Below are 24,458 nucleotides of genomic sequence, written 5' to 3'. Positions count from 1 at the left end.
TCAATGCGCGATTACGGGCGCACGAACGGGCCCCTTTCGCGGTATCAGGGTATCGAGCAGCACAGCGATTGCTGGCAGCAGGGTAATGGCCATGATCATGTTGACCATGAACATGAACGTCAGTAACTGGCCCATGTCGGCCTGAAATTTCAGCGCGGAGAACGACCACGTCGCAACGCCGACAGACAGCGTGAGCGCAGTGAATACAGTCGCCACTCCAACCTCACGCAGCGCCAGCTTGAACGCACTCACAATGTCGATGCCTTCTGCGAGATGCAGTTGCAGACGGTTGTAGATATAGAACGCGTAATCGACGCCGATGCCGACTGCCAGCACCATGACCGGCAGAGTCGCAACAGTCAGGCCGATATCGAGCGCCTTCATGAACCAGTAGCCGAGGAATGTCGCCAGCGTCAGCGGCAGACAGCAGGCGATCATGGCCCGCCAATCGCGGTAAACCAGAAACACCAGAAGCAGAATGGTCAGGTAGACATAGAGCATCATCGGCAATTCAGACACTTCAACGACCTCGTTGGTCGCCGCCTGAACACCGGCGTTGCCACTGGCCAGACGCACGTTGACGCCGTCCATTGCATGACTGGCGCGATATTGCTCGACCGCCTGCACCACTCGTTTCAGGGTGCTGGCTTTGTGATCGGCCAGATACAGGTTCACCGGCAACAAGGTGCAATCGGCGTTGTACAGGCGCAGCCCTTCGGGCACTTGGCGCACGGCTTCACCCAACGACAGCTCATCCAACGGCAGCGAAGCCCACTTCGGATTCCCTTCGTTAACGCCCGAAGCCGAGAGTTTTGCCAGCGCTGGCAGCGACTGCGCCGAGAGCACGCCCGGCACATTGCCGAGATACCACGTCAGCCGGTCGACATAATTCATTACGTCATGCCGGTAGCAACCGCCGGTGGGCGTTTCGACCGCGACGGTGAACAGATCCAGACCCAGCGAGAAGTGATTGACCACACTTTCAACGTCCTGGTTGTAGCGTGAATCCGCACGCAGCTCAGGCGCGCCGGGCAGCACATGGCCAATATGCCGGCCCTGACTTTGCCAGACTGCAACGCCCATCAAGACCAGACAAAACAGCCCGCCAATGGCTGCCTGACGCGGTTCGGCGAGGCGACCCAAGCGGATCATGACGTTATCGCGACGCTCACGTAAACGCTCGATGCGCGAGACATAGGCGGCGTCGAAACGGAAGTAACTCGCCAGCACCGGCAGCATGATCAGGTTGGTGACAATCTTGTAGGCGACACCCACAGAAGCGGTGATCGCCAGTTCACGGATCATCGGAATAGGCACCAGCACCAGCGTGGCAAATCCGACAAAAGCGGTGATCAACGCCAGCGTGCCGGGAATGAACAGACCACCGAAACTGCGCCGCGCCGCGGTCATGCCATCCGCACCGGCACACACCTCTTTAGAGATGAAGTTAACCTGCTGTACACCATGGGAAACGCCAATGGCGAACACCAGAAACGGCACCAGAATGGCCAGCGGATCCAGGCCAAATCCGAGCAAGGTAATGGTGCCGAACTGCCAAACCACCGACACCAGCGAGCAGAACAGAGGCAGGAATGTCAGTGCCCAGGAACGCGTGTACCAATACACCGCCAACACGGTGAGAAAGAATGCCAGCACAAAGAAACCGACGACGCCCTTGGCGCCTGCGCCGATATCGCCCATTTGCTTGGCGAAACCAATGATCTGCACGTCATAGTCGGCGTCGCTGTATTTCGCGCGCAATGCGTCCTCAAGGTGCTGACTGAATTCCAGATAGTTGAGGCGCTTGCCGGTTTGCGGATCGGGATCAGCCAACTCGGCCACCACCATCGCACCGGAATGGTCATTGGCCACCAGGCTGCCGACAAAACCGCCAATAATCGTGCGCTCGCGGATACCGACAATCGCCTGCTCATCGAGGGTGTCGACGGTCACGTCACCGCCGACCACATCTTCGGCCTTCATGCCTTCTTCGGTGATTTGCACCGCGCGGGTATTCGGCGTCCACAGCGAGGTCACGCTGCGCCGGTCAATGCCGGGCATGAAAAACAGAGTTTGGGTGATGTCATAAAGGCGGGTCATCGCCTTCTTGTTCCAGATGTCACCGTTTTTAGCGTGCAGCACAACAATGATGCGATTCGCGCCGAACAGCACATCGCGGTACTCATTGAAGGTTTTGATGAATGCGTGTTGCTGCGGCAACTGTTTGTCGAAACCTGCAGACATTTCCAGGCGAGATGCAAACACGCCCATGACCAGGGTAATTACAGCCAATGCGCTGAGCGTTGCCAGACGGTGACGGAAGAAAAAGCGCTCAAGCGCTGAGACGAGAGAAGCCAACATGAGATGCCTCGATGCCAACACGCCAGCAAGGGCGAGTGAGCTGGATAGTCGCCTCCAGCCCTCTCACCCTCTGCCGCATGCTGCCAAGTTAGAACGAGTAGGAAATATTGCCGCTGAGGAAATCGCGATCAGCCATCAGGTTATTGTTTCCGCCGCCCCAGAACTCCACCCACTGCAAGCCAGCCTTCCAGCGGTCGCGGTAGTTGAACAACAGGGAAGTGGTAAGCGATTTACGACCCTCGACAAATGGCAACGCGTTGGGCGTGGTGCCATTGACGTCATGACTGAAATCCAGCTGCGGAGTGACGGTGATACCGCTGCCCCACAAGTTTGGATAGTTGATACCCACCTCGGCGATGTAGCCCCACGATGCTTTGTCCGGCAGCGAGTAATCCGGCAGGAAATACGGCACCTTGCCTGAGGTATCGAGCCCCGGGTAATAGGCCACTGCGGCTTCGGCGAGGATGAAACCATCCGAGGCGCCGAGGCTGGACGGAATGAAGCCCAAGGTGTCGTTCTTCGAGAAGGTGTAGATGGCGTTGATGTCGCCCTGCCATTTTTCCTCTTCAACAAAGCCGGTATTCACGCCGGTATCGAACACGCTGTACGGATTGAAGCTGCCAGTGAACCCACTGCCAAATGGCACGGTCGGATCAATCCCGACGCTGTCATCCGGGCGGTATGACAACTCCCCGGCCACGGCAACCGGTCCCATCATGGTGTTCATCGACACCCCGAACAGGTCTTTGTCTTCGCCGTAGTTGATGAAGTAGTTGTCCACGACCAGAGCGTCAGGGTTGCTCAGAGCGGTGTAGCCCACGAACGGCAGCTTGTCGTGATAACGCTCGTAGAAGAAGCCGAACTCTGCGCCGATATCATCCGCAGTCCAGCGCAGTGCTACGCCATACTGGCCGCTGTTCTTGGCTTCACGCTCACCGCCGTAAGGAATGGCCAAACCGCTGGCCACCAGATCAGCGTCACTCAAACCACTGATCAAAGGCTCACCGCAGCGGCCAGTTGGCGTGCCCGCGCATGTGCCTGGCAAAATCCCTTCGACGTATCCGCTCGGATAATAAATAGGCCCGCGCCCTTCACCGGCCACATCAATTGCCGAGTAATAGGTGCCGACTGGGTCCAGCTCATAAGCATTCCACTTGAACTGGTAATAGGTTTCCAGGTTCAGGGTATCGGTCAGCCCCAGGTTGAAAGACACCATCGGTGCCGGCATGAAAACTTCTTTCAACTGGGTGCCTGGCGTGTGGTATTTCGGCAAACGCAGGGCGTTGATCTGATTGATACCGCCGACGTAGAAAATCTCCTCACCCCAGCTGATCACCTGGCTGCCTAGCTTGACCTTGGCCGGCATTTCGCCGAGGTCGAAGCTCTTCGCCACCCACAGATCAAGCAAGTCGAAACGCTCGGTTGCATCGCGCTCGGCCTGCTCATCCAGTTCGGTGCGACGGACATTGTCCATCTTGAAATCCTTGGCCCACGAACCGCGGCCCAAGAAGCTCCAGCCATCGCCAAAGCGCAGGCTCAACTCGTGCGTTCCCTTCAGCACCAGAGAGAACACATCGTGCTTGTTGTAGTTGAGATCGCCGTTATCAGCGTTGGCATAGTTGATGTCCGAGTTGGCGTAGCCGTTGCCTCGGCTGAGGTTGTAGTAACGACCCAACTCGGTATCAGTGCTGCCTGCACACCCGCCGCTGTCACCACCGAGCAAATGGCAATCCGGAGACTCCATCCGCGTGGCAAAACCATAAGACAGCGTCGAGTCGAAGCTGCCTGAAACACCGTCTACCGAGCCGAACAAAAACGCGTAACTGGGTTGCGCCCACATCAGCCCCGAGGCGGCCATGACCGCCAGTGCCAGAGAATTGAGTGAGCGCGTCATGGTCTGCGGCATCGAACGACCGCCTTTATTGTTATTCATGTCTGTGCCTTCCAATCAACGTTCGCCGCGACGACGCAGTTCGTTAGGGTTGAACATCTTGTCGTCTACACGCCCTTCCAGTCCGGCCGTCAGGTCCAGCACTTCGCCTTCCTGAGTGAAGTTGTCGGCGATGTAACGACGCGCGATCAGGTCATAACTGACGTACTCAAAGCCGGTGCACGCCTGGATTTGCGGGTCAGCCCAAATGCTCCCTTCCTGAACGCGCCACAGGTTGCCTTTGGCGTCGTACATGTCGACGTGCAGCAGGTTCCAGCTGTCTTCGTCGAAGTAGAATTTGCGCTTGGCAAACGAGTGACGCTTGCCGGCTTTAACAGTCGCCTCGACCACCCATACGCGGTGCTTTTCATAACGCTGCGCATCGCGGTTCAGGTAATCCTGCCCCATCAAATCCTCGTACTTGTTGGACTTATCAACGAGCTTGTAGGAGTTGTAAGGCACCAGCATTTCCTGCTTGCCGATCAGTTTGAAGTCATAACGATCGAGCGCGCCGGTGAACATGTTGATCTGGTCAACGAAATACAGGCTGTCGGTGCCTGCAATCGGGTTGTCATAGGCAAACGAAGGCGCACGACGCACACGGCGCTGCCCCGGGAAATAAATCCACGAGTCCTGCGGCTTATCCAGAGAAGCGTGTACGAGGTACATTTCGCCAGCACGCGAAGACGGCGAGAGCACGTTGTAAAGCAGTTTGGCCTCGGTGTTATCCGCACCTTGCGGGTTCTCTACAGCCGGGTTGTTGTAGGGATAGTATTCGTAGGCCCACTGCTTGAACTCAGAGAGTGCGCCATCGCCTTCGCGTACCAGCAGAGAGATTTGCGCACGGCGACCCTTGGCCATGTAGCGCAGCTTGTAGTTCCACATCGCTTCGATGCCGCTAGTCGGCTTTGGAAACGGCACTGCCGCACCCACAGCCTGCTCCAGTCGCCAGCCATCGCTGCCAATTTTCGCTGTCCCGGCGTACTGCGCGGTGCGCTCAGCCACTTGCGCGGGAATCCCGCAACTGCGGTGTGTGGGGTACACATCAAGGCGATAACCGGGGTAGGTCTTGATCATCGCCGCCTGCCCTTCAGGCAGCAGCGCCTGATACTGGCTGAGGTTATTGGCATCGACGGTGTAGAGCGGTTTTTCTGCCGCATACGGGTTGCCGTGGCCCGGAGACCAACCTGCAGGCGCCTTGCTCAGGCCACCACTCCAGGCGGGGATGCTGCCGTCGGCATTACCCGCGAGCTCTGCTCCGATAGGCGTCAGTTGGTTAGCCGATGCATTAGCGTCGGCCGCGGACGCCAGTTGCACAGACAAGATGACTGACAACGCGCCGCCCAATACGGTACGTGGGAACGATTTCATGAGTTTCTCCAGGAATTATTATTGTGCGACGTCAGACAATTCACCCACGCATGCGCCGAACCATCGCCTAAGCAACGGAATGCTGAGCGTTGAGCGGGTATTTCTGACAGGAGCGAAAACAAATGTGGCAACGACGCAACAGCGCCGAAAAAATCGTGAGACCTAGAGGGTCTGATCGGAAGGGAGCGGTGATTACAGTGACTGACAATCCAGCAATGCGCAGCCATCTGCCAGTGCCGCGGGAATGATCACAACAGACGGCGTCTATCGCATCCATTGATTGCTCAGCCCCGCCCAATGGGACTGAAACCCAAGGCTTAATCCACCCCATACAAACAACCTCTGTCACTTCTTATTTTTTTGCAGTTACCGCCTTGATCGAAATCGCCATACCGCGCATTGGCCGGCAACTCACAGTCGTCAAGGAAGTCGCAACCGAAAGTAATGTTTTTTTGTAACAAGAGCTTGCCAGTAGATGACACGACGCCTGACATTTGGTGTCAAAAGCAGTGGATAAGGCGCTGGGAACGGCGGTTAGCGATGAGAGTGCTAGCCGGGAAGGTGCGTGGGGTTATTTGGGTTTAGCGCAGCTATCGCAGCCGCAGAATGGCAGCCACTTTACGGCTGCCGCATCGATGGCTTTCAGGCTTTGGCGCGTTGGCGGTATTGCAGAGGGGTGAGTTGATGCCAGCGGCGAAAGGCGCGGCTAAAGGAACTGGCCTCCGAGTAGCCGAGCAGCAAGGCTATTTCGGTAAAGCTGTAGTCAGACTGCGCCACGTAGTTTTCGGCGAGCGAGCGGCGAACGCCCTCAACCATCTGACTGAAATCCAGCCCCTGCACAGACAAACGCCGCTGCAAGGTGCGCACGCCCAAACGCATACTCGCAGCTACTTGTTCAATGCTGACATTGCCACTGCCCAAACCACTGGCGATGTGTCGGCCCATCTGGCTCAGCAGGTCAGTTGCAGCCGCACGCGTTTCGCGCTGCTGCTCCAGAAAAGGCTCGAGTGCCTGAAACAAACGGGTGTCGGCGGTGCCCACCGGCATATCCAGAATGTCGCGCGAAAAACACACGCGATTGTCCGGGCGATTGAAGAATATCGGGCAATTGAACACCTGACGATGAAAGCTCAGATCGGCGGGAGCATCATGTTCAAAATCAACCCTTATCGGGGTTAACGTCGGATTCTGCGTCACTTCGCGGAACAGACTCAGCGCAATGCCGATGGAAAACTCCGCATCCTGACGGCGGCGCACAATCGCCGGATCGGTAATCTGATAGGCCAGCGCGACTGTCTTGGCGTCTTCGTCGATATCAACCCGCGTACCTTGAGTTAACACCGCAATAAAGCGCGATAAACAGCGCAGCACCATTTGCATGGACGGGGCACTGCGAACCGCATGCCCGTATGCGCCAAGCTCCTGGCTGCGGGTGCTGATGCCTACCTGCAAGCCAATAGTCGGGCTGACTTCCTGGCCCAAAATCTCCCAAAGCGCCACGTACTGGCTAAGCGGAATTTCAGACTCAGGAGAATTGAGAACAGCGTCCCCCAAACCGACAAAGCTGAGGTAAGGCTCGAACAATCCCGCGTTACGCGTGAAAAAACTCTCGGCGAAAATCGTGTGACAACTGTGAACGGCCATAGGGTTGGGGAGAGGCTAGTTAAAACTATTATTGTTGGTAGCCAAGCACAGCCCGGCACTGATTCAGCGCCCCATCATAGAGCCATAGAAATATTTTGCAAAGAATCGAGGCAAGCAAAGGCCTGCGCACAGAGGCTTGGCCAGTGAGCCACGCGGTTGATCACAGATGCTCTGGCCATTCGGCAAAGTGATCGGCGATCGGCTCAAGTCGAACTCAATACACATGCAGTGAGCATCACCTCGTTGGCGTTCAAACGTGAGGTGTAGCGGTGCCAAGCACGATGAGACAGCACTTAACAAGGCGAGCACACCCTGACTGCGGCTGGGGCGAGAATGCCCCAGCCGCAGTCGTATCAATAGGTGCCGCTAATAACCCAGTAACCTCGGCAGAGTCATGCTGAGGGCTGGAACGTAGGCGATGACCAGCGTCACGGTGGTCAGAATCGCTACAAATGGCAGTGCCTTGTGTGAGATTTCTTCAATCGCAGTCCCCGAGATACCGGAGGCTATGAATAGATTCTCCCCCATCGGTGGCGTCATGAAGCCAATGCTCAAGCAGCAGATCAGCACGATACCGAAGTGCACAGGGTCGATGCCGAGGCTGTAGGTTATTGGCAGTATGACCGGGGTTAAAATCATGATCGCGGCCAATGTTTCCATGAACATGCCGACGAACAACAAGAACCCAATAATTAATATCCAGATCAAGTAGATGTTATCAGTCAGGCTGAGCATGCCGTCAGCAACAATCGCTGGAATTTGGTTCTCCACCAACAACCGGCCAAACACTGTAGCAGTAAAGAGAATGACCAAGACCCGCCCCGTGATCCAAGTAGTGGTTTCCAACGCTTGAAACAGTTCCTTGAGATGCAATTCCTTGTGGATGAAAAGGCCGACAAAAAGGGTATAAAAAATGGCCACAATCGCGGATTCAGTGGGCGTGAAAAGCCCAGTATAAATGCCACCCAGAATCACAAAGGGGGCAAGAATTGACCAAAACCCATTGCGTGCAGCTGTGCGAATTTTCTCGGTGGACCAACCCTCTCCATTGCCGGTGTAACCCATTTTTTTACACCGCAGGTAATTCATCACCAGCAGGCCGCCCGCCAACATCAACCCTGGCACTACCCCGGCGATGAACAGCTTGGGGATCGAGACTGAGCCGAATTCGCCGTACTTGGCTACCGCAGCCGAAGATGGCAGTAGTCCCATCGCTGAAATGCCAAAAATCACCATTGGAATAGACGGCGGGATGATGATGCCCAGGCCGCCAGATGATGCCGTGATAGCCGATGCATAGCCTTTGGCATAGCCACGCTTGACCATAGCCGGAATCATCAACATGCCGACCGCAGCGGTGGTCGCGGGGCCCGAGCCGGATATGGCACCAAAAAACAGACACGCCATCACTGCCGCGGCAGAAATCCCGCCGGTGATCGGCCCGGCAAAACTCTCAGCCAAAGTGACTAAGCGTTTAGAAATACCGGCAGCCTCCATCAATGCTCCAGCAAGGATAAAAGCGGGTAATGCCATCAGCGGGAAAGACCCCACCGAAGTGAATGCTATTTGTACCAGTTTGATCGGGTTGTCACCCAAGTAGAGAAAGGTTGCCAGCGCTGAAACGCCCAGCGATACGCTGATTGGCGTGCTGATCAATAGCAGCAATAGAAAAGAGCCAAAAAGGATATAAACAACAGTGGTATCAACCATGGCTCAGCTCCTTTTGTCCGCTGCTGCTGGCGGCAGATTGCTGAATGATTTTGTCCAACTCGGTGGTTTCCGGATCGCGGATGTCGACCCCTTTGACTAGCCGGTAATAGTTCACCTGAATAATGCGTAACGTCATCAGGGAAAACGCGATGGGCAAAATGAGATACAGGTATTTCATCGGTATCCCCAGTGTCTGGGACTTCCAGAACAGGTTTGCCTTCATGAAAAAGGTCACACTGAGATAGACGAAGTAGCTGTTGAACGCGACCCAGATGAGATCTGATAACACCTCTAGAGCCGTAGCTACTTTCTTCGGCAGGAATTTGAACTGGAATGTAACGCGGTTGTGGGCAGCCAGTTTGGCGGCGTAGCTCGCACCAAAAAACGCAAACCATACGAACATGTAAGTCACCAACTCCTCTGTCCATGACAGTGAGTGATTGAACAGGTTGCGGCTGAGTATCTGGGCGAACAGGATGACTACAAATAGCGCCAACAATGTACGGCAAATGTAGTTTTCTAAATTATCGATGAACTTGTACAGGAGCTTTGCCGGTTTCATGATGCACCTCTCGAAGCTGCGCCTCCCCAAGCGGGAATCACTTCATCGCATAGAACAACATGCCATCCTTAGCAGGTCATTGACACACACCCAGGTGCGGGCGATTGCATCGCCCACACCGCGAGAGCGCTGCGCCGCCTGGACGCAGTGAGTAGGATTAAGGGTCAGATTTGCTCGCGGCCGAGGGCCTGAAGCACCTCATTAACCTGATTTTTACCGCCGACACTGTCGTAATATTTGGGCCAGACTTTCTCGGTGGCTATTTTGATCCACTCGGCTTCATCCAACTCATCTATTTCCATGCCGCGCTCTTTCAGGTTCTCAAGTGCCAGCGCTTCCTGCTCTTTGAGGAAACGCTCGCTGGCCAACGTGGCAGCTTTACCGGCTTCGATGATTGCTTGTTGGACTTCTGGAGATTGCTCTTGGAAAAGCGACTCCGACATGATGATCGGCTCGATCAGGAAGTTGTAATGAATCGGCGTCAGGTACTTCTGTACCTCGTAAAACCTGGCTGAGTTGATGTCGATAATCGACAGGTCTTGTCCATCGACAACCTTCAACTGCAGAGCCGTGAAAACTTCAGACCACGACATAGGCGTAGGGTTTACGCCCCAGGCCTTGTAGGTGTCGATCATGATTTCATTTTTCGGTACGCGAACCACTAGGCCTTGCAGGTCTGCCAGGCTCTTGACTGGCCTCTTAGAGTTGGTGAAAACACGGAATCCCGAGAATGTCCAACCGACAATACGCGTACCCGAATCGCGCACCGTATTTTCAACCAGCTTCTCAGCGGCCGCACTTTGCGTGAGCGTTACGGCATCCTCAACGCTTTGCACTACATACGGCAGGGTAAAGACACCGAGCGTGGGCGAGAATGGGGTTATGTTGTTTATCGCGACAACGGAGAAGTCCAGCAGGCCCATGCTGACATCATTGATGGTGTCTTCTTCGGAGCCCAGTTGGCTGTTTAGAAACAACTTGGCGTCGTACTGCCCGTTGGTTTTCTCTTTGAGTTCTTTAACGAAAACCTTGGTCATGGCTTCTTGCGAGCCTCCCGCACTGCCACCCAAAGAAATTCTAAAGGTGGTTTGAGCCATGAGGCTGGGAGAAGACAGCGCAAACGCGCAAGCCATAATCAGTGCTGATGCTTTGGTTTTGATAGTGAGCTTCATGATATATGCCCGCCCTGTAAAGATTATTATTAACGTGAGCTGGTTAGCACGCCTTGAGGCTTTTAGTGCGACTGCCAATAAATGACATGCGTTTCGGTGTACTCATAAAATCCATGCTTACCGTCGGCACCACCAATTCCCGACTTGCGATTGCCCGCATGGAAGCCTTGCATGGCTTCAAAGTGCTCACGGTTCACATAAGTTTCGCCGAATTTAAGCAAGCGGCATGCCTTCATAATCTCATCAGCGTCCTGCGAGAAGATTGATGATGTCAGCCCATACTCGGAGTCATTCGCATAGGCCAGGGCCTGATCGAGGCTGTCCACAATCATGACCGGCAAAACCGGGCCAAAAATCTCTTTTTGCATGATCGCTTGCGTGTTGTCATCCACAACCATAACGGTCGGCAGGTAGTGAAAACCCTCTGTGTTCTTGGCGACTGATCCACCGCACAGAATTTGTGCACCCTGCTCTTTGGCTGCCTCAACCATGGCCGCAACCTTATCCAGGCCTTGTTTGTTAACCAGCGGCCCCATTGAGATATCCTGATCGGCCAGTGGATCGCCGAAACGAGTTTCGCTCATTGCCTGGGTCAACTTTTGCAAAAACTCGTCCGCAACGGATCGCTCCACATACACGCGTTCAGCGCAGTTGCAGGCCTGCCCGGTGTTGATGGTGCGGGAGTCGCGAATAGCTTTGGCGGCGAGGTCGATGTTGGCTTTGCTGGTAACGATTGCCGGGGCTTTGCCGCCCAGTTCCAGGTTGACCTTGGTGATGTTTTTGGCGCACGCCTGCATGATGCGCTTGCCTGTTTCGACGCTGCCGGTAAAGCTGACCATGCCCACGTCGGGGTTGTCGCATAAAGCAGCGCCGGTAGCGCCGCCGCCAAATACCAGGTTGAACACGCCAGCGGGGAGATCTGTTTCGGCCACGAGCTTGGCAAACTCATAAGCATTGTTTGGCGTTTCTTCACTCGGCTTGATGACGATGCAGTTGCCTGTTACCAGCGCTGGGCCCAGCTTGCGAGCGATCAGCAGCAGCGGGAAGTTCCACGGCAATATCCCGCCAATCACACCAATAGGCTTACGCTGCAGCATGATGGTTTCATTGACACGGTCGCTCGTGATGACCTCACCTTCGATTCGGCGTGCCCATTCAGCCATGTAATCAAGATAATCCGCGGTAAAACTCACTTCGGTCTCTGCCAATGGCAGTACCTTGCCCTGCTCTGCACTGATCACACGCGCGAAATGATCTTTACGCTCACGCAACTTGGTAGCGATCTGGCGAAGGTACTGAGCACGCTCTATGGCAGGCTTGGCGGCCCACTCGGTTTGTGCCGACTTGGCCGCTGCAACGGCGGTGTTGATAACGTCTGCGCTGCTGTTGGGGATGACCGAAAGGGAAGCGCCGTTCGCCGGATTGATAACCTCGATAGTGGCATCGCAAGGCGTATCGATAAACGCACCGTTAATATAATTCTTATGCATTGCATTAGTAGTCATGGCGTTACCCTCGTTTATTGGATTATTGATCGATGGGTTAATGGCTATGGGAAAAACTTGAAGTGCTTTTTGATCGCTGAGGTAATCGTCCAGCGCGACTCAACACCCTTTTCGATAGTGACAAAGTCGCCGGGCTTTATTGCCACTTGCTCACTTGGTTTAGCCGAAATAATGGCGCTACCCTCAAGGATGTAAAACTGCTCTTTCTGGGTGTAGCTCCAGTCAAACTCGCACACTTCTTTTTCCCAAGTTTGCCAAGTCGATATCACTTCTAGTTGCCGGGAATCTGGGGTTTCTACTTTAATCATTGACGTCACCTTTATTGTTTATTCTGATTACTGGGCACACCTGAACGGAGCCGACTAAAAAAACTTGGCGTCGGTGTTATCGCGAAACTCAAAGTATTTAATCGCGCTCACAACACCCACTTTGTGGAAACCATGAAACGGTACAGATTTGAATCCGGTGGTTGGGATCGGCAAATCTTCTGCCGGTTTTCCAGCAACACGCTCAGCCAAAACCCTCCCCATCACCGTGGCCATCGCCACGCCCCGGCCGTTGTAACCCAAGCCTGCCAACTGGCCAGGTGCCGGCTCATGGAGGTGCGGCAAGACATCGGGGGTGAATGCAACGCGTCCACCCCAGTGATATTCAAGGTCTTCTTCGCAGAACTGAGGGAATACACTGCGCATGCTTCTCAACAGCCGTTGCTTATCCGCCCGGGCACAGCTTTCAGCGGTCCCCAAGCTGCCAAACAGCAAACGGTTGCGATTGTCTTTACGGGAGTAATAAATGACCCGCCGGGTGTCAGCGAGGGTATGACCTTCGGGCAAAACAGCGTCGTATTCAGCCTTGCTCAAAGGACGTGTCGCTGCCTGAATACTGATCAGCGGCACTATTGTTTGCCGCAACCCTTTAAGCGTGTTGTCGGTGTAACCGTTGGTGCAATGCAACACCCAATCGCTGACAACTTCGCCATACTGAGTAGTCGTCGTCCACTTGCCACCTTGTGCCTTTACGTTAAGCACGGGGCTGTTGGCAAAGATATCAGCACCTTGTGACTTTGCGACTCGGGCCAATTCGCGACTGTAAGACAGCGGTTGCAATGAACCTGCAGACTTGACCAATGTAGCGGTTTTGTAGGCATCACTTCCGCTCAGCCTGCGTAGTTCTGCGCCTTCCACAAAGCTGATGTCCAAGCCGATTTTTGACCAGCCGTCATACATCTTTTGCAGATCTTTGGTAGCAGACTCGCAGTGTGCACCGCGCAACCAGCCACCCTGCACGGCTTCACATTGCAGGTCATGGTGTTTGACCAGGTTGAATAACTCACTCGCTGAGTTGATATAAGCATCGAGCATGCGCGGACCGAAAACGGGGCCCAGTTGCTGGATTATTACGTCGGGAGTGGCATGGGCAAGCGGGTTGACTTGCCCACCAGTGCGACCGGATGCACCCCAGCCCGGCTCATGGCTGTCGAGAACTACGACACTGATATTACGCTTGCTCAGTTCCAGTGCGGCACGCAGGCCGGTAATACCTGCGCCGATAATGGTGACATCAGCATTCATGCGCTCACGCAGTTGCGGCGGTTGCGAGAGAGGTACCGCTGTCTGCTGCCAGAGGGAAGTTACCGATTGATTGAACATCGACATGTGGTGATCCGCCATATTCGTTCTTGTTTGGCGGACACTAGCAAGTAAAGGTGCGCACATTACATTTGGCGAATTTGTTCGGATTGCTCCTAAGTAGCGTCAAAGCTGACGCTACTTAGGAGCAGCTACCTGAAGTAATGCATTTTTCCGGCGTCACCAGTACAGTGCTCAAACCCGTATGCAGCGCTCAACACTGATGTAGTCCGAAGCATTTACAGCGCCGACCTGTACGCCTAACCGGATGCGAAGGGCAACAAGATGGCTCACAGCTCTCTGGAACTCGAGGCCTTGGCTTCGGTACTACTCAGTAGAACGTATAAGAAAGTAGTCAGGTGTGAGCAGATGAATAAGTCGTCAGATCTAGAGAATTTTTCAATCAACCTGAAGTTTCTCTGTGGCTTTTACAGTTCAATCTCTGAAGTGTGCCGCAAGCTTTCGATCAACCGGCAGCAATTCAATCGCTACCTTAGCGGTGAATCAATGCCATCATATAAAAATCTAAAAAAGATATGTGATTTCTTTGGGGTGGAAAGTGAAGAGATCGTATTAAGCAGCAAAATATTTCAGGCCAAAGTTGAACCTCAAAACAGGATGGCAGGCGCACAACCTGTTCCTGAGAAACTGGCCAACACTATAATGCCTATTTTGCGTAATTCCGCCGAATCACTTGAACGTTATGAAGGCTATTATTACCGATACTTTTACTCGTTTGGTTTTCCTGGTTACATCTTCAGATCCTTCGTTCGAATTTATAAAGCAAACGGCGTTTATTACTTCAAACATATAGAACGAACTTCCGGCAAGAACCCAATGCTGGGCGGACGTTTGACAATCAAGTACCACGGCTTAGTGTTTTTTTTGGCCGAGCGACTGTTTCTAATCGAGTCCGAAACCGCGTTGAACTCAGGAGTATCCGAAGCCATTCTGACGCCAAGCTATCGACCTAATAACAAGTATCTCTCCGGTATCATGGTCTGCGCCTCTACGTGCAGCGCACACCAACCGGGGGCTGCGAGAACGGTCCTTGAATACTTGGGAACACATATCAATGTTCGTGAGGCCATGCGCAAGTGCGACCTCTTCCACCACACAGACGAGCGCATTCCACGCAACATCAAACAAGCCATCGTCAATACCGTATCGCCAGAAGAGTTCACGTTATACCCGCCAAGAAGTTGATGGCACGTTTTGAGAGGCGCAGATCGGCTCTATTTGATAAGGGGTCGATCACCTTTTCTAGTGCGTTTTCGCCAGCCATCACTTATGGACTTTGCAACCCATTCGAGGCAAAGCTCTTGCGGCAGAAGAAAACCAGAGCACATGAGCCCCGCTTGCACTCATCAACTAAGTGAAATCTTTAAGAGCGTGTTCAGTTGCGCAAAGCTCAGGTTTCAACAGAGTTATTTAGCCGCGATTCGCTCCATTGCTTCACCAGCAAAATAACCAGCGCCAGCAGCAATAACAGGCTGGCAACGCTGAAGGCGGCGACGTGGTTGTATTCGTTGTAGAGAATCTCGACATGCAGCGGCAGCGTGTTGGTGTAGCCACGGATATGTCCCGACACCACCGACACAGCGCCGAACTCGCCCATGGCGCGGGCCGTGCATAGCACCACGCCATAAATAAGCCCCCACTTGATGTTCGGCAACGTCACGTGCCAGAACATCTGCCAGCCGTTGGCCCCCAGCAGGCGTGCGGCCTCTTCTTCTTGCGTGCCCTGCCCCTGCATAAGCGGGATCAGCTCACGGGCAACAAAGGGTACGGTGACAAAGACAGTCGCCAGAACGATGCCCGGCAAGGCGAAAATAATCTGGATATCGTGCGCTCGCAGCCAAGGGCCGATAAAGCCTTGCGCGCCGAACAGCAGCACATAGATAAGCCCAGCGATAACAGGCGAAACCGAGAAAGGCAGATCGATAAGCGTGACCAGAATACTCTTGCCACGAAAGCTGTATTTGCTCACGCTCCAGGCAGCGGCCACGCCAAATACCAGGTTCAGCGGCACCGATATGCCAACAGCCAGCAGCGTCAGTTGCAGTGCGGCAATGGCGTCCGCCTCAAAGACCGAAGCTAGGAAAGTGCCAATTCCTTGCTTGAGCGCCTCACTGACCACGATCAGCAGTGGCAACAACAGAAACAGCGCAAACACCAACCAGGCGCTTACGATGAGTACACGCCGACCAATCGCATTGCCGCGCCGTTTAGCGTTACTTGCAGCACCGGCTGCGAGCGTGATGGATGACATGAGACAGCCCTCAGAACTTGGCGATTTTTCGTTGCAGCAGATTGATCAGCAGCAACAGGATGAATGACACCAGCAGCATCAGCACACCGATCGCCGTGGCGCCGTGATAGTCGTATTGGTCGAGCTTGACCATGATCAGCAGCGGCAGAATCTCGGTTTTCATCGGCATGTTGCCCGCAATAAAAATCACCGAACCGTACTCGCCAACACCACGAGCGAACGCCAGAGAAAAGCCGGTGAGCCACGCGGGTAACATCGCCGGCAGCAGCACATGACGAAACACCTGCAACGGCTTTGCCCCCAGACAAGCAGCGGCCTCTTCGACCTCTCGCGGGATGTCGGCCAACACCGGCTGTAATGTGCGCACCACGAAAGGCAACGTGACGAAAGTCAGGGCCAGCGTGATGCCGATGGGCGTGTAAGCGATCTTCACGCCCCAGCTTGCGGCCAATTGGCCAAGCATGCCGCTGGGGGCATACAGGGCTGTGAGAGCGATACCGGCCACCGCTGTCGGCAAGGCAAATGGCAAATCGATCATCGCCTCGATCACTTTGCGGCCGGGGAATGTGTAGCGCACCAGCGCCCAGGCCAACAGCGTTCCGATAATGCCGTTGATTGCGGCGGCCGCGAAGGCGGTGGCAAAACTCAGCTTGAGTGCAGCCTGCACGCGCGGCGCGGAAACAATCGACCAGAACTCGGCCCAACTCAGCTGCGCGGCATGCACGAACATGGCTCCGAGGGGGATGAGCACCAGCAAGCTGAGATAAACCAGGGTGTAGCCCAGCGTCAGGCCGAAGCCGGGTATCACCGGGGAAATGCTTCTCGACATAACGAGGCCTATAACTGAAATGGGCTGGGGAAGTTGCCGGTAATAAAGCGCAAGCGAGACGTGACTGAACTCAGGATCACGCTAGGGCGAGTGATCACCCAGCGCAATCGGACTGGCGCATTAGCTGCACTAATCCATCGTCGCCATCACGCCTGCAAACGGTCTTAGTGCGCCTGATAGATCTGATCGAACACACCACCGTCGTTGAAGAACTTCGGTTGCGCGGTCTTCCAGCCGTTAAAGTCCTTATCAACAGTTACCAGCTTCAACGCCGGAAACTGCGTGGAGAACTCGGCTGCAATCGCCTGATTACGCGGACGGTAAAAGTGCTTGGCCGCGAGACGCTGGCCTTCATCGCTGTACAGGTAATTGAGATACGTTTCGGCCACTTTGCGTGTGCCCTTTTTGTCGACGTTTTCATCGACCACGGCCACAGGCGGCTCAGCCAGAATTGACAATGATGGCGCGACAATCTCGAAGTTCTCGCCGCCCTCTTCCTTCAATGCCAGAAAGGCTTCGTTCTCCCAAGCCAGCAGCACATCACCGATCTGATTATTGACGAAGGTGATGGTTGAGCCGCGCGCCCCGGTGTCGAGAACCGGCACGTTTTTGTAGAGTTTCTCAACGAACGCCTGCGCTTGTGTATCGCTGCCGTAGTGCTGTTTGGCGTAAGCCCACGCAGCAAGGAAATTCCAGCGCGCCCCGCCCGAGGTTTTCGGGTTCGGGGTGATCACGGCAACATCGGGTTTGACCAGATCGTCCCAGTCCTTAATGCCGTGCGGGTTGCCCTTGCGCACCAGAAATACGATGGTTGAGGTGTACGGCGTACTCGATTGCGGCAAGCGCTGTTGCCAGTTTTCCGGGATCAGCTTGCCGAGCTTGTACAACTCATCAACATCACCGGCCAGAGCCAACGTCACCACGTCGGCACGCAAGCCGTCGATCACGGCGCGGGCCTGTTTACCCGAGCCGCCGTGTGACTGTTGAATGCTTACAGGCTCATTGCCCTGTGCTTGCCAGTGCTTGTTGAAGGCGACATTAAACTCGCTGTAGAACTCGCGGGTCGGGTCGTAAGAGACGTTGAGCAGCGTTTGTGCGGCAGCCACCGGGCCGGCGATAAACAAGCTGGCGAGCGAGGCAAAAGCAAAATAACGAATAGACATGGGACAACTCCTAAAGGGCAATTTTCTTTAGGCCTGGCTGCCAGACGCGTATTTGCGAGTGAGGCGCCAGAACCGGTGCGTGTGGGATTCACGCCCTCCGGTTGTCCAGTCGGGCTGATGGTGCTAAAGGGTGTTAATGATCAGACCTACTTACCCGTAGGCGCGTTTATGCGGAATTTTTCCTTGCGTTCGACTTGTACGACCTGGCCGTTATGTACGGTGATTTCCACCGAGCCGAACCTGAGTCCGCGCAGCTGCGAGGCAATTTCGCGCAGCAGATTCGCCTCGGCATCAGCCTCGGCAGCGGCAAGCGTTGCAGTCATGTTTTTGCTCCTTGAACAATTGCGGCAAGATCGGCTGAAACGCCCCTGTCACGGGGCATGGAGCGGATAGTAGTGAGAATTTTATATGCTTAAAAATATCATTTAATAACATTCATATTCCTTTAAGAAATATAAAAAGATTTGCCTCATCCTGAGCAATCTCCGAACACAAAAGCATAAGCAAATAATTTCTTATTCTTTTTTAAAGCACAAAAGCCGCCCTACACTGCACGCATTCAAACGTGCAGGAGGGCGCATGATGCGCGACCAAACTATCCGTTACCTGATAGTGCCGGGCTGGCAGGGATCAGCCGACAACCATTGGCAAAGCCATTGGCATCGCAGCCTGCCGAACAGTGATCGGGTTGAGCAAAGTGACTGGCAAAACCCTCAGCGCGAAGCGTGGGTGAGCCAATTGCAGCGCGCCATAGAGGGCGACTCGCGGCAAACGGTGTTGATTGCGCACAGCCTCGGCTGCATTACCGTTGCCCATTGGGCAGCGCAGGCACCTGACGAATTGCTCGACAGAATATCCGCCGCCTTGCTGGTGGCTCCGGCCGACGTTGAAAGGCTCAATTGCCCGCTGCCATTACAGAACTTCGCGCCGATTTCGCAGCAGACTCTGCCGTTCCCGAGCCGGTTGATCGGCTCGGACACCGACTCGGCTGCCAGTGCAACTCGCGCCCGGTTTCTGGCTCAACAATGGGGCAGTGAGGCAACCATCCTCAACGGCGCAGGCCACATCAACGTCGAGTCGGGGCACAACCATTGGGAGTCTGGTTTCAGCTATCTGTATGAACTGCAATGCCGCGTCGAGCAGCAAGCCCGCCGCCAGGCATGATCGGCGGGTTGTCCTGGATTACAGGTCCACCCGCACAACCCTGACGCCAAAGCCAAGACGTTCGGCAAAATCGTCCAGGAAGCTCTGCTTGAACTCGGCATCGGCCCAGTTGTTGAAGATGAAGCCCAGATTGGAAAACGCACACGGCTGCAAGAACAGAAAGCCGTTGATGTCGTCTTCAAAGCGGCATTCAGGGCAGGTGAAATTATCGGTGCGCCCGGGCATCCAGTCTTCGAGGCTGTCGAACAGCGCCTCACCGATTTCCTGACGGCACTCCGGGCAACCGGCCTCTTCCTTGAACCCCTCTTGAGGGGTGAAGATGCAGCGCTTGGTGATAATTTCCAGGCCATTAACCGGCTGGTCGAACGGCAGCAAGTCGGGATGTTTAACCACTTTGCGTGCACCGGGCGCGATGGCATAAGCCATGCACTGGAAAGTACGCCCGCAGGTCGTCACCTGTTCGGCGATGATGTTCTGCTGCACCAACCAGCGCACAACCGCCCGTGCGCGGCCCTCATGCCCGGGAAAGCTGGAGATCAGCGGCACAACGATGGCTTGTTGTTCGCTCATGAGGCGACCTCGTTGAATATTCAAGGCGCGCAGCTTAGCGGCGCCAACTCGCAGGTCAAGACAATCCAGACGCGGAGTCTATGGTTCGACCCTTAAACCCATTATCATCGGCGCATGATCAAAGACCCTTTCCAACGCCTGAACCTCGACCGAGAGGTGCTGAGCGTCAGCCAGTTGAACAACCGCGCACGCTTGCTGCTTGAAGACGTGTTCTCGAGCATTTGGGTTGAAGGGGAAATATCCAACCTGGCCAAGCCTGCTTCAGGCCACGTTTACTTCACCCTCAAAGACAGTAAAGCCCAAGTTCGCTGCGCCTTGTTCCGCCAAAGTGCCGCGCGGGTACGCGAAGCGCTGCGTGACGGGCTGGCGGTTAAAGTGCGCGGCAAAGTCTCATTGTTTGAGGGCCGTGGCGACTACCAGCTGATTCTCGACAGCGTTGAGCCAGCAGGTGACGGCGCCTTGCGTCTGGCCTTTGAGGCGCTGAAAGAAAAACTCGGTGGCGAAGGCCTGTTTTCCACCGAACGCAAAATCGCCCTGCCGGTTCACCCCAAGCGCATCGGCATTGTCAGCTCGCCCACTGGTGCGGTGATACGCGACATCATCAGCGTGTTCCGCCGCCGCGCCCCACAAGTCGAGTTGAACCTGATCCCGACTGCTGTGCAGGGCCGCGAAGCCACCGGGCAAATTGTGCGGGCGCTGCAACTGGCCGACAAACAAGGCTTTGATGCTTTGATACTGGCGCGCGGAGGTGGCTCGCTGGAAGACTTGTGGTGTTTCAACGAGGAAGTTGTCGCGCGGGCAATTGATGCCTGCATCACGCCGATTGTCAGCGCCGTGGGCCATGAAACCGACGTTTCTATCAGCGACTTTGTTGCCGATGTGCGCGCGCCAACGCCCTCCGCCGCCGCCGAGTTGCTGGCCCCAGACAGCAGTGAACTGGTGCAGCGCCTGAATACCCTGCAGCGCCGGTTAATGCTGCGCATGCAAGGCCATCTGCAACACGAACGCATGCGCCTTGAAGGCGTCAGCCGTCGCCTGCGTCATCCCGGCGAACGTCTGCGCCAGCAAGCACAAGGGCTGGACGACCTGGAGATGCGCCTGCACCGCGCGGTCGAATGGCAACTCAACAAACGCCGCGAGCGCTTTAATCATTTGCAAACTCGCCTGGCCGGGCAACATCCGGGGCGTAGCTTGCAGCTCTTCCAACAGCGCCTGAACAGCCTCGCCGAACGCTTGCCGCGAGCCATCAACGAAACCCTCAAGGGTCGGCGACTGGCGCTGCAAAGCCAGGTGCAAACCCTGAACGCCGTCAGCCCGCTGGCAACTCTGGGCCGTGGCTACAGCATTCTGCTGGATGAACACAGCCGGATAATCCGCAGCGCCGCCGACACCCGACCGGGCCAACGCCTGAAAGCCCGTTTAGGCGAAGGCGAACTGGATGTGCGCGTTGAAGACAACCATATCCAACCGGCGACGTTGTCACTGCTGGATTAATCCGCCCCACGCCCCAGCATCGCCCTGAGCGTCTGGTCGCGTAAAATGAAGTGATGATAAAGCGCTGCCGCTACGTGCAGCGCGATCAATGCAGGCAGCAATACCTCACTGCCCCACTCCTGATGAAACAGCGCGAACGGTTCCTGAAAGGTAATCATCAGCATGTTTTGTTCACTGACAAACTGCCGGGCCGCAGGCACTTGCGCGAAGCTATCCAGCATCCAGTGCCCTGCGATCGGCAATTTGAAACCAAGGCCCATGTAGGCGCTTAGTGGAATCAGCAGCAACAGGCTGTAGAGTGCGAATTTGCTCAGTTTCGCCAGCCAGCCGCGACGCCCGGAGCGGCGGCGCATTACAATGGCCAGGACACTGAACACGCCGACCAGCAGTCCCGCGTTAATATGCACCACCAGTGAATACCAATTGCTCACTTCAAGCTGCGTGGTGAGGTAACTGCGGTAGTACGCGCTGAGATAAACCCCGCTCAGCAGCAACACGATCAGCCAATGCAGATTGCGCGTGCACGCGCTCACGGGGCGTGGGGTGATGACATCCATATCATTCACTCGATTGAATTAATTGGCGGACTTTACCTCAAACTGCAGCACATCCCTGTAACGAATGTCGGGACTCAATGCCACACTGGCCAGACATCTATTGAAACGTCCATCGCTTCACAGCACCCCGACTTTAAGCCAGCATTGTGCTGCCAACCCAGACTACCCGAGTTGCCCATGCCGCGTTTTTACCCTCGCCTGATCCTCATCCTGCTCATTGCGTTCAGCGCCATGCAGGCCCATGCCGAAGGCTTTATCAGCCGTTTACTCAACAAGCCGGTGCCTGGCGGTGTTGCCGTAATTGACCTGGGCAATGGCGAGCAAGCACCGAGCGCGACGTATCAGGGCAATCCGGTGCTGATCATCAAAGAGGACGGCCAGCGCTGGATCGCCATCGTCGGCGTACCGCTAACCGTCAAAGCCGGTACTCAGCAGTTGCAGGTTAACGCCGGCTCCGGCCAGCAGACCGTGAGTTTTGCGGTGGGCAGCAAGAAATACGCAGAACAGCGCATCACGATCAAGAACAAGCAGCAGGTCAATCCGAACGCCAGCAATCTCAAGCGGATCAACCGTGAATTGGCCGAGCAGAATGCCGCCTACGCGCAGTTCAGTGCGCGCCAGCCAAGCAACCTGCTGTTCGACCGCCCCGTGAACGGCCCGCTTTCGAGCCCATTTGGCTTGCGTCGGTTCTTCAATGGCGAGGAGCGTAATCCCCACTCGGGGCTGGATTTCGCCGCCAGCAGCGGCACTCCAATCAAGGCGCCTGCTGCCGGCAAGGTGATACTCACCGGCAACCTGTTTTTCAACGGCAACACCGTTTTTGTCGATCACGGCCAGGGCTTGATCAGCATGTTCTGCCACATGTCTAAGATTGACGTGAAGGTCGGAGATGAGGTGCCGCGCGGCGGCGTGCTCGGCAAGGTCGGCGCAACAGGCCGCGCCACTGGCCCGCATTTGCATTGGAATGTCAGTTTGAATGCCGTGCGGGTCGATCCGGCCATTTTTATCGGCGCGTTCAAACCTTAGCAATCGCCCGACTCAACACCATGATTTTGGGCAGCTACGCTGCCTTTAGCACTTTGCTAATGTGCGCCACTTATTCAGCGCCGACCTCAGTAGCGGCTGTCAGGCAACACGGAGTGACCCATGCCGGAACAACTAAACACCTGGATGGCTTGGCTGGAACAGCATCCCGACCTTTTCACCCTCTGTGCGTCTGTGCTTCTGGTACTGATTGCCGTTGCGTGTAACTGGCTGGTCAAGCGCATTCTGGTTCGCGGCCTGCAAATGGTCGCCAGCAGCACGCGACTCTGGCGCGAAGCGCAATTGCACGACAGCGGCATTATCAAGCGTCTGTCGAACGTGGTTCCGGCGCTGATAATCTCCAAGGGCGTGACCCTGATTGACGGGTTCCCAGAAACCTTCGCCACCGTGGTCAGTAACGTCTGCAATGCGTTTATCGTGCTGACGATTGCCATCGCCATCAACGGCGCGCTGGATCTGGTCAACCTGATCTACCAACGCAGGCCGGATGCTTACCGCCGCCCGATCAAAGGCTACTTGCAGGTCGTGCAGATCATCATCAGCGTAATCGCCGCCATCCTCATGGTCGCGGTGCTGATAGATCGTTCACCGTTGATTTTACTCTCCGGCCTTGGCGCGATGGCGGCGGTGCTGATGTTGATTTTTCAGGACACGATTCTCTCGCTGGTGGCCAGCGTGCAGATCTCGTCCAACGACATCGTCCGTGTCGGTGACTGGATTGAAATGCCCCAGCTCAATGCGGACGGAGATGTGGTCGATATCGCCCTGCACATGGTCAAGGTGCAGAATTGGGACAAAACCATCACCAGTGTTCCGACCCGACGTTTCATCACCGATCCTTTCAAGAACTGGCGCGGTATGCAGGAGTGCGGCGGCAGGCGGATCAAGCGCAGCTTGTACATCGACCAGAACAGCATCGCCTTTTTGGGCAGCGAAGATATTGAGCGCCTGCAACAGCTGAACCTGCTCAACGCGTACCTAGCCGATAAGAAAAGTGAGCTGCACAGCTGGAACACTGAAATTGGCGAAGGCTCGCAAGTTCAGGCAAACACCCGCCGCCTGACCAACCTGGGCACCTTTCGCGCCTATGTCGAAAACTACCTGCTCAAACACCCGGACATTCACCAGCAGATGACCCAACTGGTGCGGCAGATGGAACCCACTGCCGACGGCCTGCCAATCGAAATCTATTGCTTTACCACAACGATTTCCTGGGCGCGCTACGAAGGTATCCAGTCGGATATTTTCGATCACATGCTGGCGATTCTGCCGGAATTTGGCTTGCGCATTTACCAGCATCCGAGTGGCACCGACATGCGCGGCCTCACTCGCCAGCAGCCGGATTACAAGCTGCCTTGATTGGCGCTTTGCGGGTGACGTGGCAGGCACACGTCACCCGTCAAAACAACTGCGCAATTATTGCCACCAACCACCCAAGATTGCGCAATAAATCCTCACCCAAACCGCGTTAATGGCGTTATT

The 24,458-nt window shown here is 55.3% G+C and carries 21 protein-coding genes; 5 read left to right on the top strand and 16 right to left on the bottom strand.

Annotated elements, in window-relative coordinates; genetic code table 11:
- From PMYSY11_RS05045 to PMYSY11_RS05000, 10 genes are all read right to left on the bottom strand, one after another.
- Nucleotides 1–2,361, bottom strand: coding sequence for an efflux RND transporter permease subunit (locus PMYSY11_RS05045; protein WP_090513964.1), 2,361 nt, complete (start codon nucleotides 2,359–2,361; stop codon nucleotides 1–3).
- An 88-nt stretch (nucleotides 2,362–2,449) separates the two neighbouring features.
- A complete protein-coding gene (locus tag PMYSY11_RS05040) occupies nucleotides 2,450–4,294 on the bottom strand; it encodes a DUF1302 domain-containing protein (RefSeq protein WP_239655537.1) in 1,845 nt (614 codons plus the stop codon).
- A 15-nt stretch (nucleotides 4,295–4,309) separates the two neighbouring features.
- Nucleotides 4,310–5,662, bottom strand: a complete 1,353-nt coding sequence (locus PMYSY11_RS05035; protein WP_090513967.1) for a DUF1329 domain-containing protein — start codon at nucleotides 5,660–5,662, stop codon at nucleotides 4,310–4,312.
- 642 nt (nucleotides 5,663–6,304) lie between these two features.
- A complete protein-coding gene (gene qhpR, locus PMYSY11_RS05030) occupies nucleotides 6,305–7,306 on the bottom strand; it encodes an AraC-like transcriptional regulator QhpR (RefSeq protein WP_150548482.1) in 1,002 nt (333 codons plus the stop codon).
- Between the two features lie 366 nt (nucleotides 7,307–7,672).
- Nucleotides 7,673–9,016, bottom strand: a complete 1,344-nt coding sequence (locus tag PMYSY11_RS05025; RefSeq protein WP_150548481.1) for a TRAP transporter large permease — start codon at nucleotides 9,014–9,016, stop codon at nucleotides 7,673–7,675.
- Nucleotides 9,009–9,578, bottom strand: coding sequence for a TRAP transporter small permease (locus tag PMYSY11_RS05020; protein ID WP_069901263.1), 570 nt, complete (start codon nucleotides 9,576–9,578; stop codon nucleotides 9,009–9,011). The genes PMYSY11_RS05025 and PMYSY11_RS05020 overlap by 8 nt, the downstream gene beginning before the upstream one ends.
- A gap of 164 nt (nucleotides 9,579–9,742) precedes the next feature.
- On the bottom strand, nucleotides 9,743–10,615 hold the full coding sequence (locus PMYSY11_RS05015; protein ID WP_239655536.1) for a TRAP transporter substrate-binding protein: 873 nt from the start codon (nucleotides 10,613–10,615) through the stop codon (nucleotides 9,743–9,745).
- Nucleotides 10,616–10,812: 197 nt separating this feature from the next.
- Nucleotides 10,813–12,255, bottom strand: a complete 1,443-nt coding sequence (gene aldA, locus PMYSY11_RS05010) for an aldehyde dehydrogenase (RefSeq protein ID WP_150548479.1) — start codon at nucleotides 12,253–12,255, stop codon at nucleotides 10,813–10,815.
- 44 nt (nucleotides 12,256–12,299) lie between these two features.
- Entirely contained in the window at nucleotides 12,300–12,563 is a 264-nt protein-coding gene (locus PMYSY11_RS05005) for a cupin domain-containing protein (RefSeq protein WP_150548478.1), read from the bottom strand.
- Between the two features lie 54 nt (nucleotides 12,564–12,617).
- Entirely contained in the window at nucleotides 12,618–13,910 is a 1,293-nt protein-coding gene (locus PMYSY11_RS05000; protein WP_172970663.1) for an NAD(P)/FAD-dependent oxidoreductase, read from the bottom strand.
- Between the two features lie 342 nt (nucleotides 13,911–14,252).
- Here PMYSY11_RS05000 and PMYSY11_RS04995 point away from each other — a divergent pair, with 342 nt between their 5' ends.
- Nucleotides 14,253–15,089 (top strand): helix-turn-helix domain-containing protein, encoded by an 837-nt coding sequence (locus tag PMYSY11_RS04995; protein WP_069901285.1) that lies wholly within the window; start codon nucleotides 14,253–14,255, stop codon nucleotides 15,087–15,089.
- Nucleotides 15,090–15,294: 205 nt separating this feature from the next.
- Here PMYSY11_RS04995 and cysW read toward each other — a convergent pair whose 3' ends face one another.
- The 4 genes from cysW to oscA all read right to left on the bottom strand — a co-directional run bounded on the left by cysW (nucleotide 15,295) and on the right by oscA (nucleotide 18,470).
- Nucleotides 15,295–16,155 (bottom strand): sulfate ABC transporter permease subunit CysW, encoded by an 861-nt coding sequence (gene cysW, locus PMYSY11_RS04990; protein ID WP_150548476.1) that lies wholly within the window; start codon nucleotides 16,153–16,155, stop codon nucleotides 15,295–15,297.
- A gap of 10 nt (nucleotides 16,156–16,165) precedes the next feature.
- Complete coding sequence (gene cysT / locus PMYSY11_RS04985; RefSeq protein ID WP_069901257.1) at nucleotides 16,166–16,984, bottom strand: sulfate ABC transporter permease subunit CysT; 819 nt, start codon at nucleotides 16,982–16,984, stop codon at nucleotides 16,166–16,168.
- A gap of 164 nt (nucleotides 16,985–17,148) precedes the next feature.
- A complete protein-coding gene (locus PMYSY11_RS04980) occupies nucleotides 17,149–18,147 on the bottom strand; it encodes a sulfate ABC transporter substrate-binding protein (RefSeq protein ID WP_150548475.1) in 999 nt (332 codons plus the stop codon).
- A gap of 146 nt (nucleotides 18,148–18,293) precedes the next feature.
- Nucleotides 18,294–18,470 carry a sulfur starvation response protein OscA gene (gene oscA / locus PMYSY11_RS04975; protein ID WP_150548474.1) on the bottom strand — a complete coding sequence of 59 codons (177 nt, stop codon included), beginning with the start codon at nucleotides 18,468–18,470 and terminating at the stop codon, nucleotides 18,294–18,296.
- A gap of 259 nt (nucleotides 18,471–18,729) precedes the next feature.
- Here oscA and PMYSY11_RS04970 point away from each other — a divergent pair, with 259 nt between their 5' ends.
- Nucleotides 18,730–19,311, top strand: coding sequence for an RBBP9/YdeN family alpha/beta hydrolase (locus PMYSY11_RS04970; protein ID WP_150549653.1), 582 nt, complete (start codon nucleotides 18,730–18,732; stop codon nucleotides 19,309–19,311).
- A gap of 18 nt (nucleotides 19,312–19,329) precedes the next feature.
- On the opposite strand, the gene PMYSY11_RS04965 is transcribed toward PMYSY11_RS04970, so the two are convergent.
- Complete coding sequence (locus PMYSY11_RS04965) at nucleotides 19,330–19,881, bottom strand: sugar ABC transporter ATPase (protein ID WP_069901254.1); 552 nt, start codon at nucleotides 19,879–19,881, stop codon at nucleotides 19,330–19,332.
- A 114-nt stretch (nucleotides 19,882–19,995) separates the two neighbouring features.
- Here PMYSY11_RS04965 and xseA point away from each other — a divergent pair, with 114 nt between their 5' ends.
- Nucleotides 19,996–21,375 carry an exodeoxyribonuclease VII large subunit gene (gene xseA, locus PMYSY11_RS04960; protein WP_150548473.1) on the top strand — a complete coding sequence of 460 codons (1,380 nt, stop codon included), beginning with the start codon at nucleotides 19,996–19,998 and terminating at the stop codon, nucleotides 21,373–21,375.
- Here xseA and PMYSY11_RS04955 read toward each other — a convergent pair.
- Complete coding sequence (locus tag PMYSY11_RS04955) at nucleotides 21,372–21,932, bottom strand: cytochrome b (RefSeq protein WP_150548472.1); 561 nt, start codon at nucleotides 21,930–21,932, stop codon at nucleotides 21,372–21,374. The two genes, xseA and PMYSY11_RS04955, sit on opposite strands and share 4 nt — an antisense overlap.
- A 177-nt stretch (nucleotides 21,933–22,109) precedes the next feature.
- Between PMYSY11_RS04955 and PMYSY11_RS04950 the strand changes: the two genes are divergently transcribed.
- Both PMYSY11_RS04950 and PMYSY11_RS04945 read left to right on the top strand, forming a co-directional pair.
- Entirely contained in the window at nucleotides 22,110–22,958 is an 849-nt protein-coding gene (locus PMYSY11_RS04950) for a M23 family metallopeptidase (RefSeq protein ID WP_150548471.1), read from the top strand.
- A 120-nt stretch (nucleotides 22,959–23,078) separates the two neighbouring features.
- Entirely contained in the window at nucleotides 23,079–24,335 is a 1,257-nt protein-coding gene (locus PMYSY11_RS04945) for a mechanosensitive ion channel family protein (protein ID WP_069901250.1), read from the top strand.
- The last annotated feature ends 123 nt before the right edge of the window (nucleotides 24,336–24,458 follow it).

Source organism: Pseudomonas marincola (genome assembly GCF_900682675.2).
Taxonomy (GTDB): domain Bacteria; phylum Pseudomonadota; class Gammaproteobacteria; order Pseudomonadales; family Pseudomonadaceae; genus Aquipseudomonas; species Aquipseudomonas marincola.
This window is presented reverse-complemented; position numbering and strand designations above follow the sequence as displayed.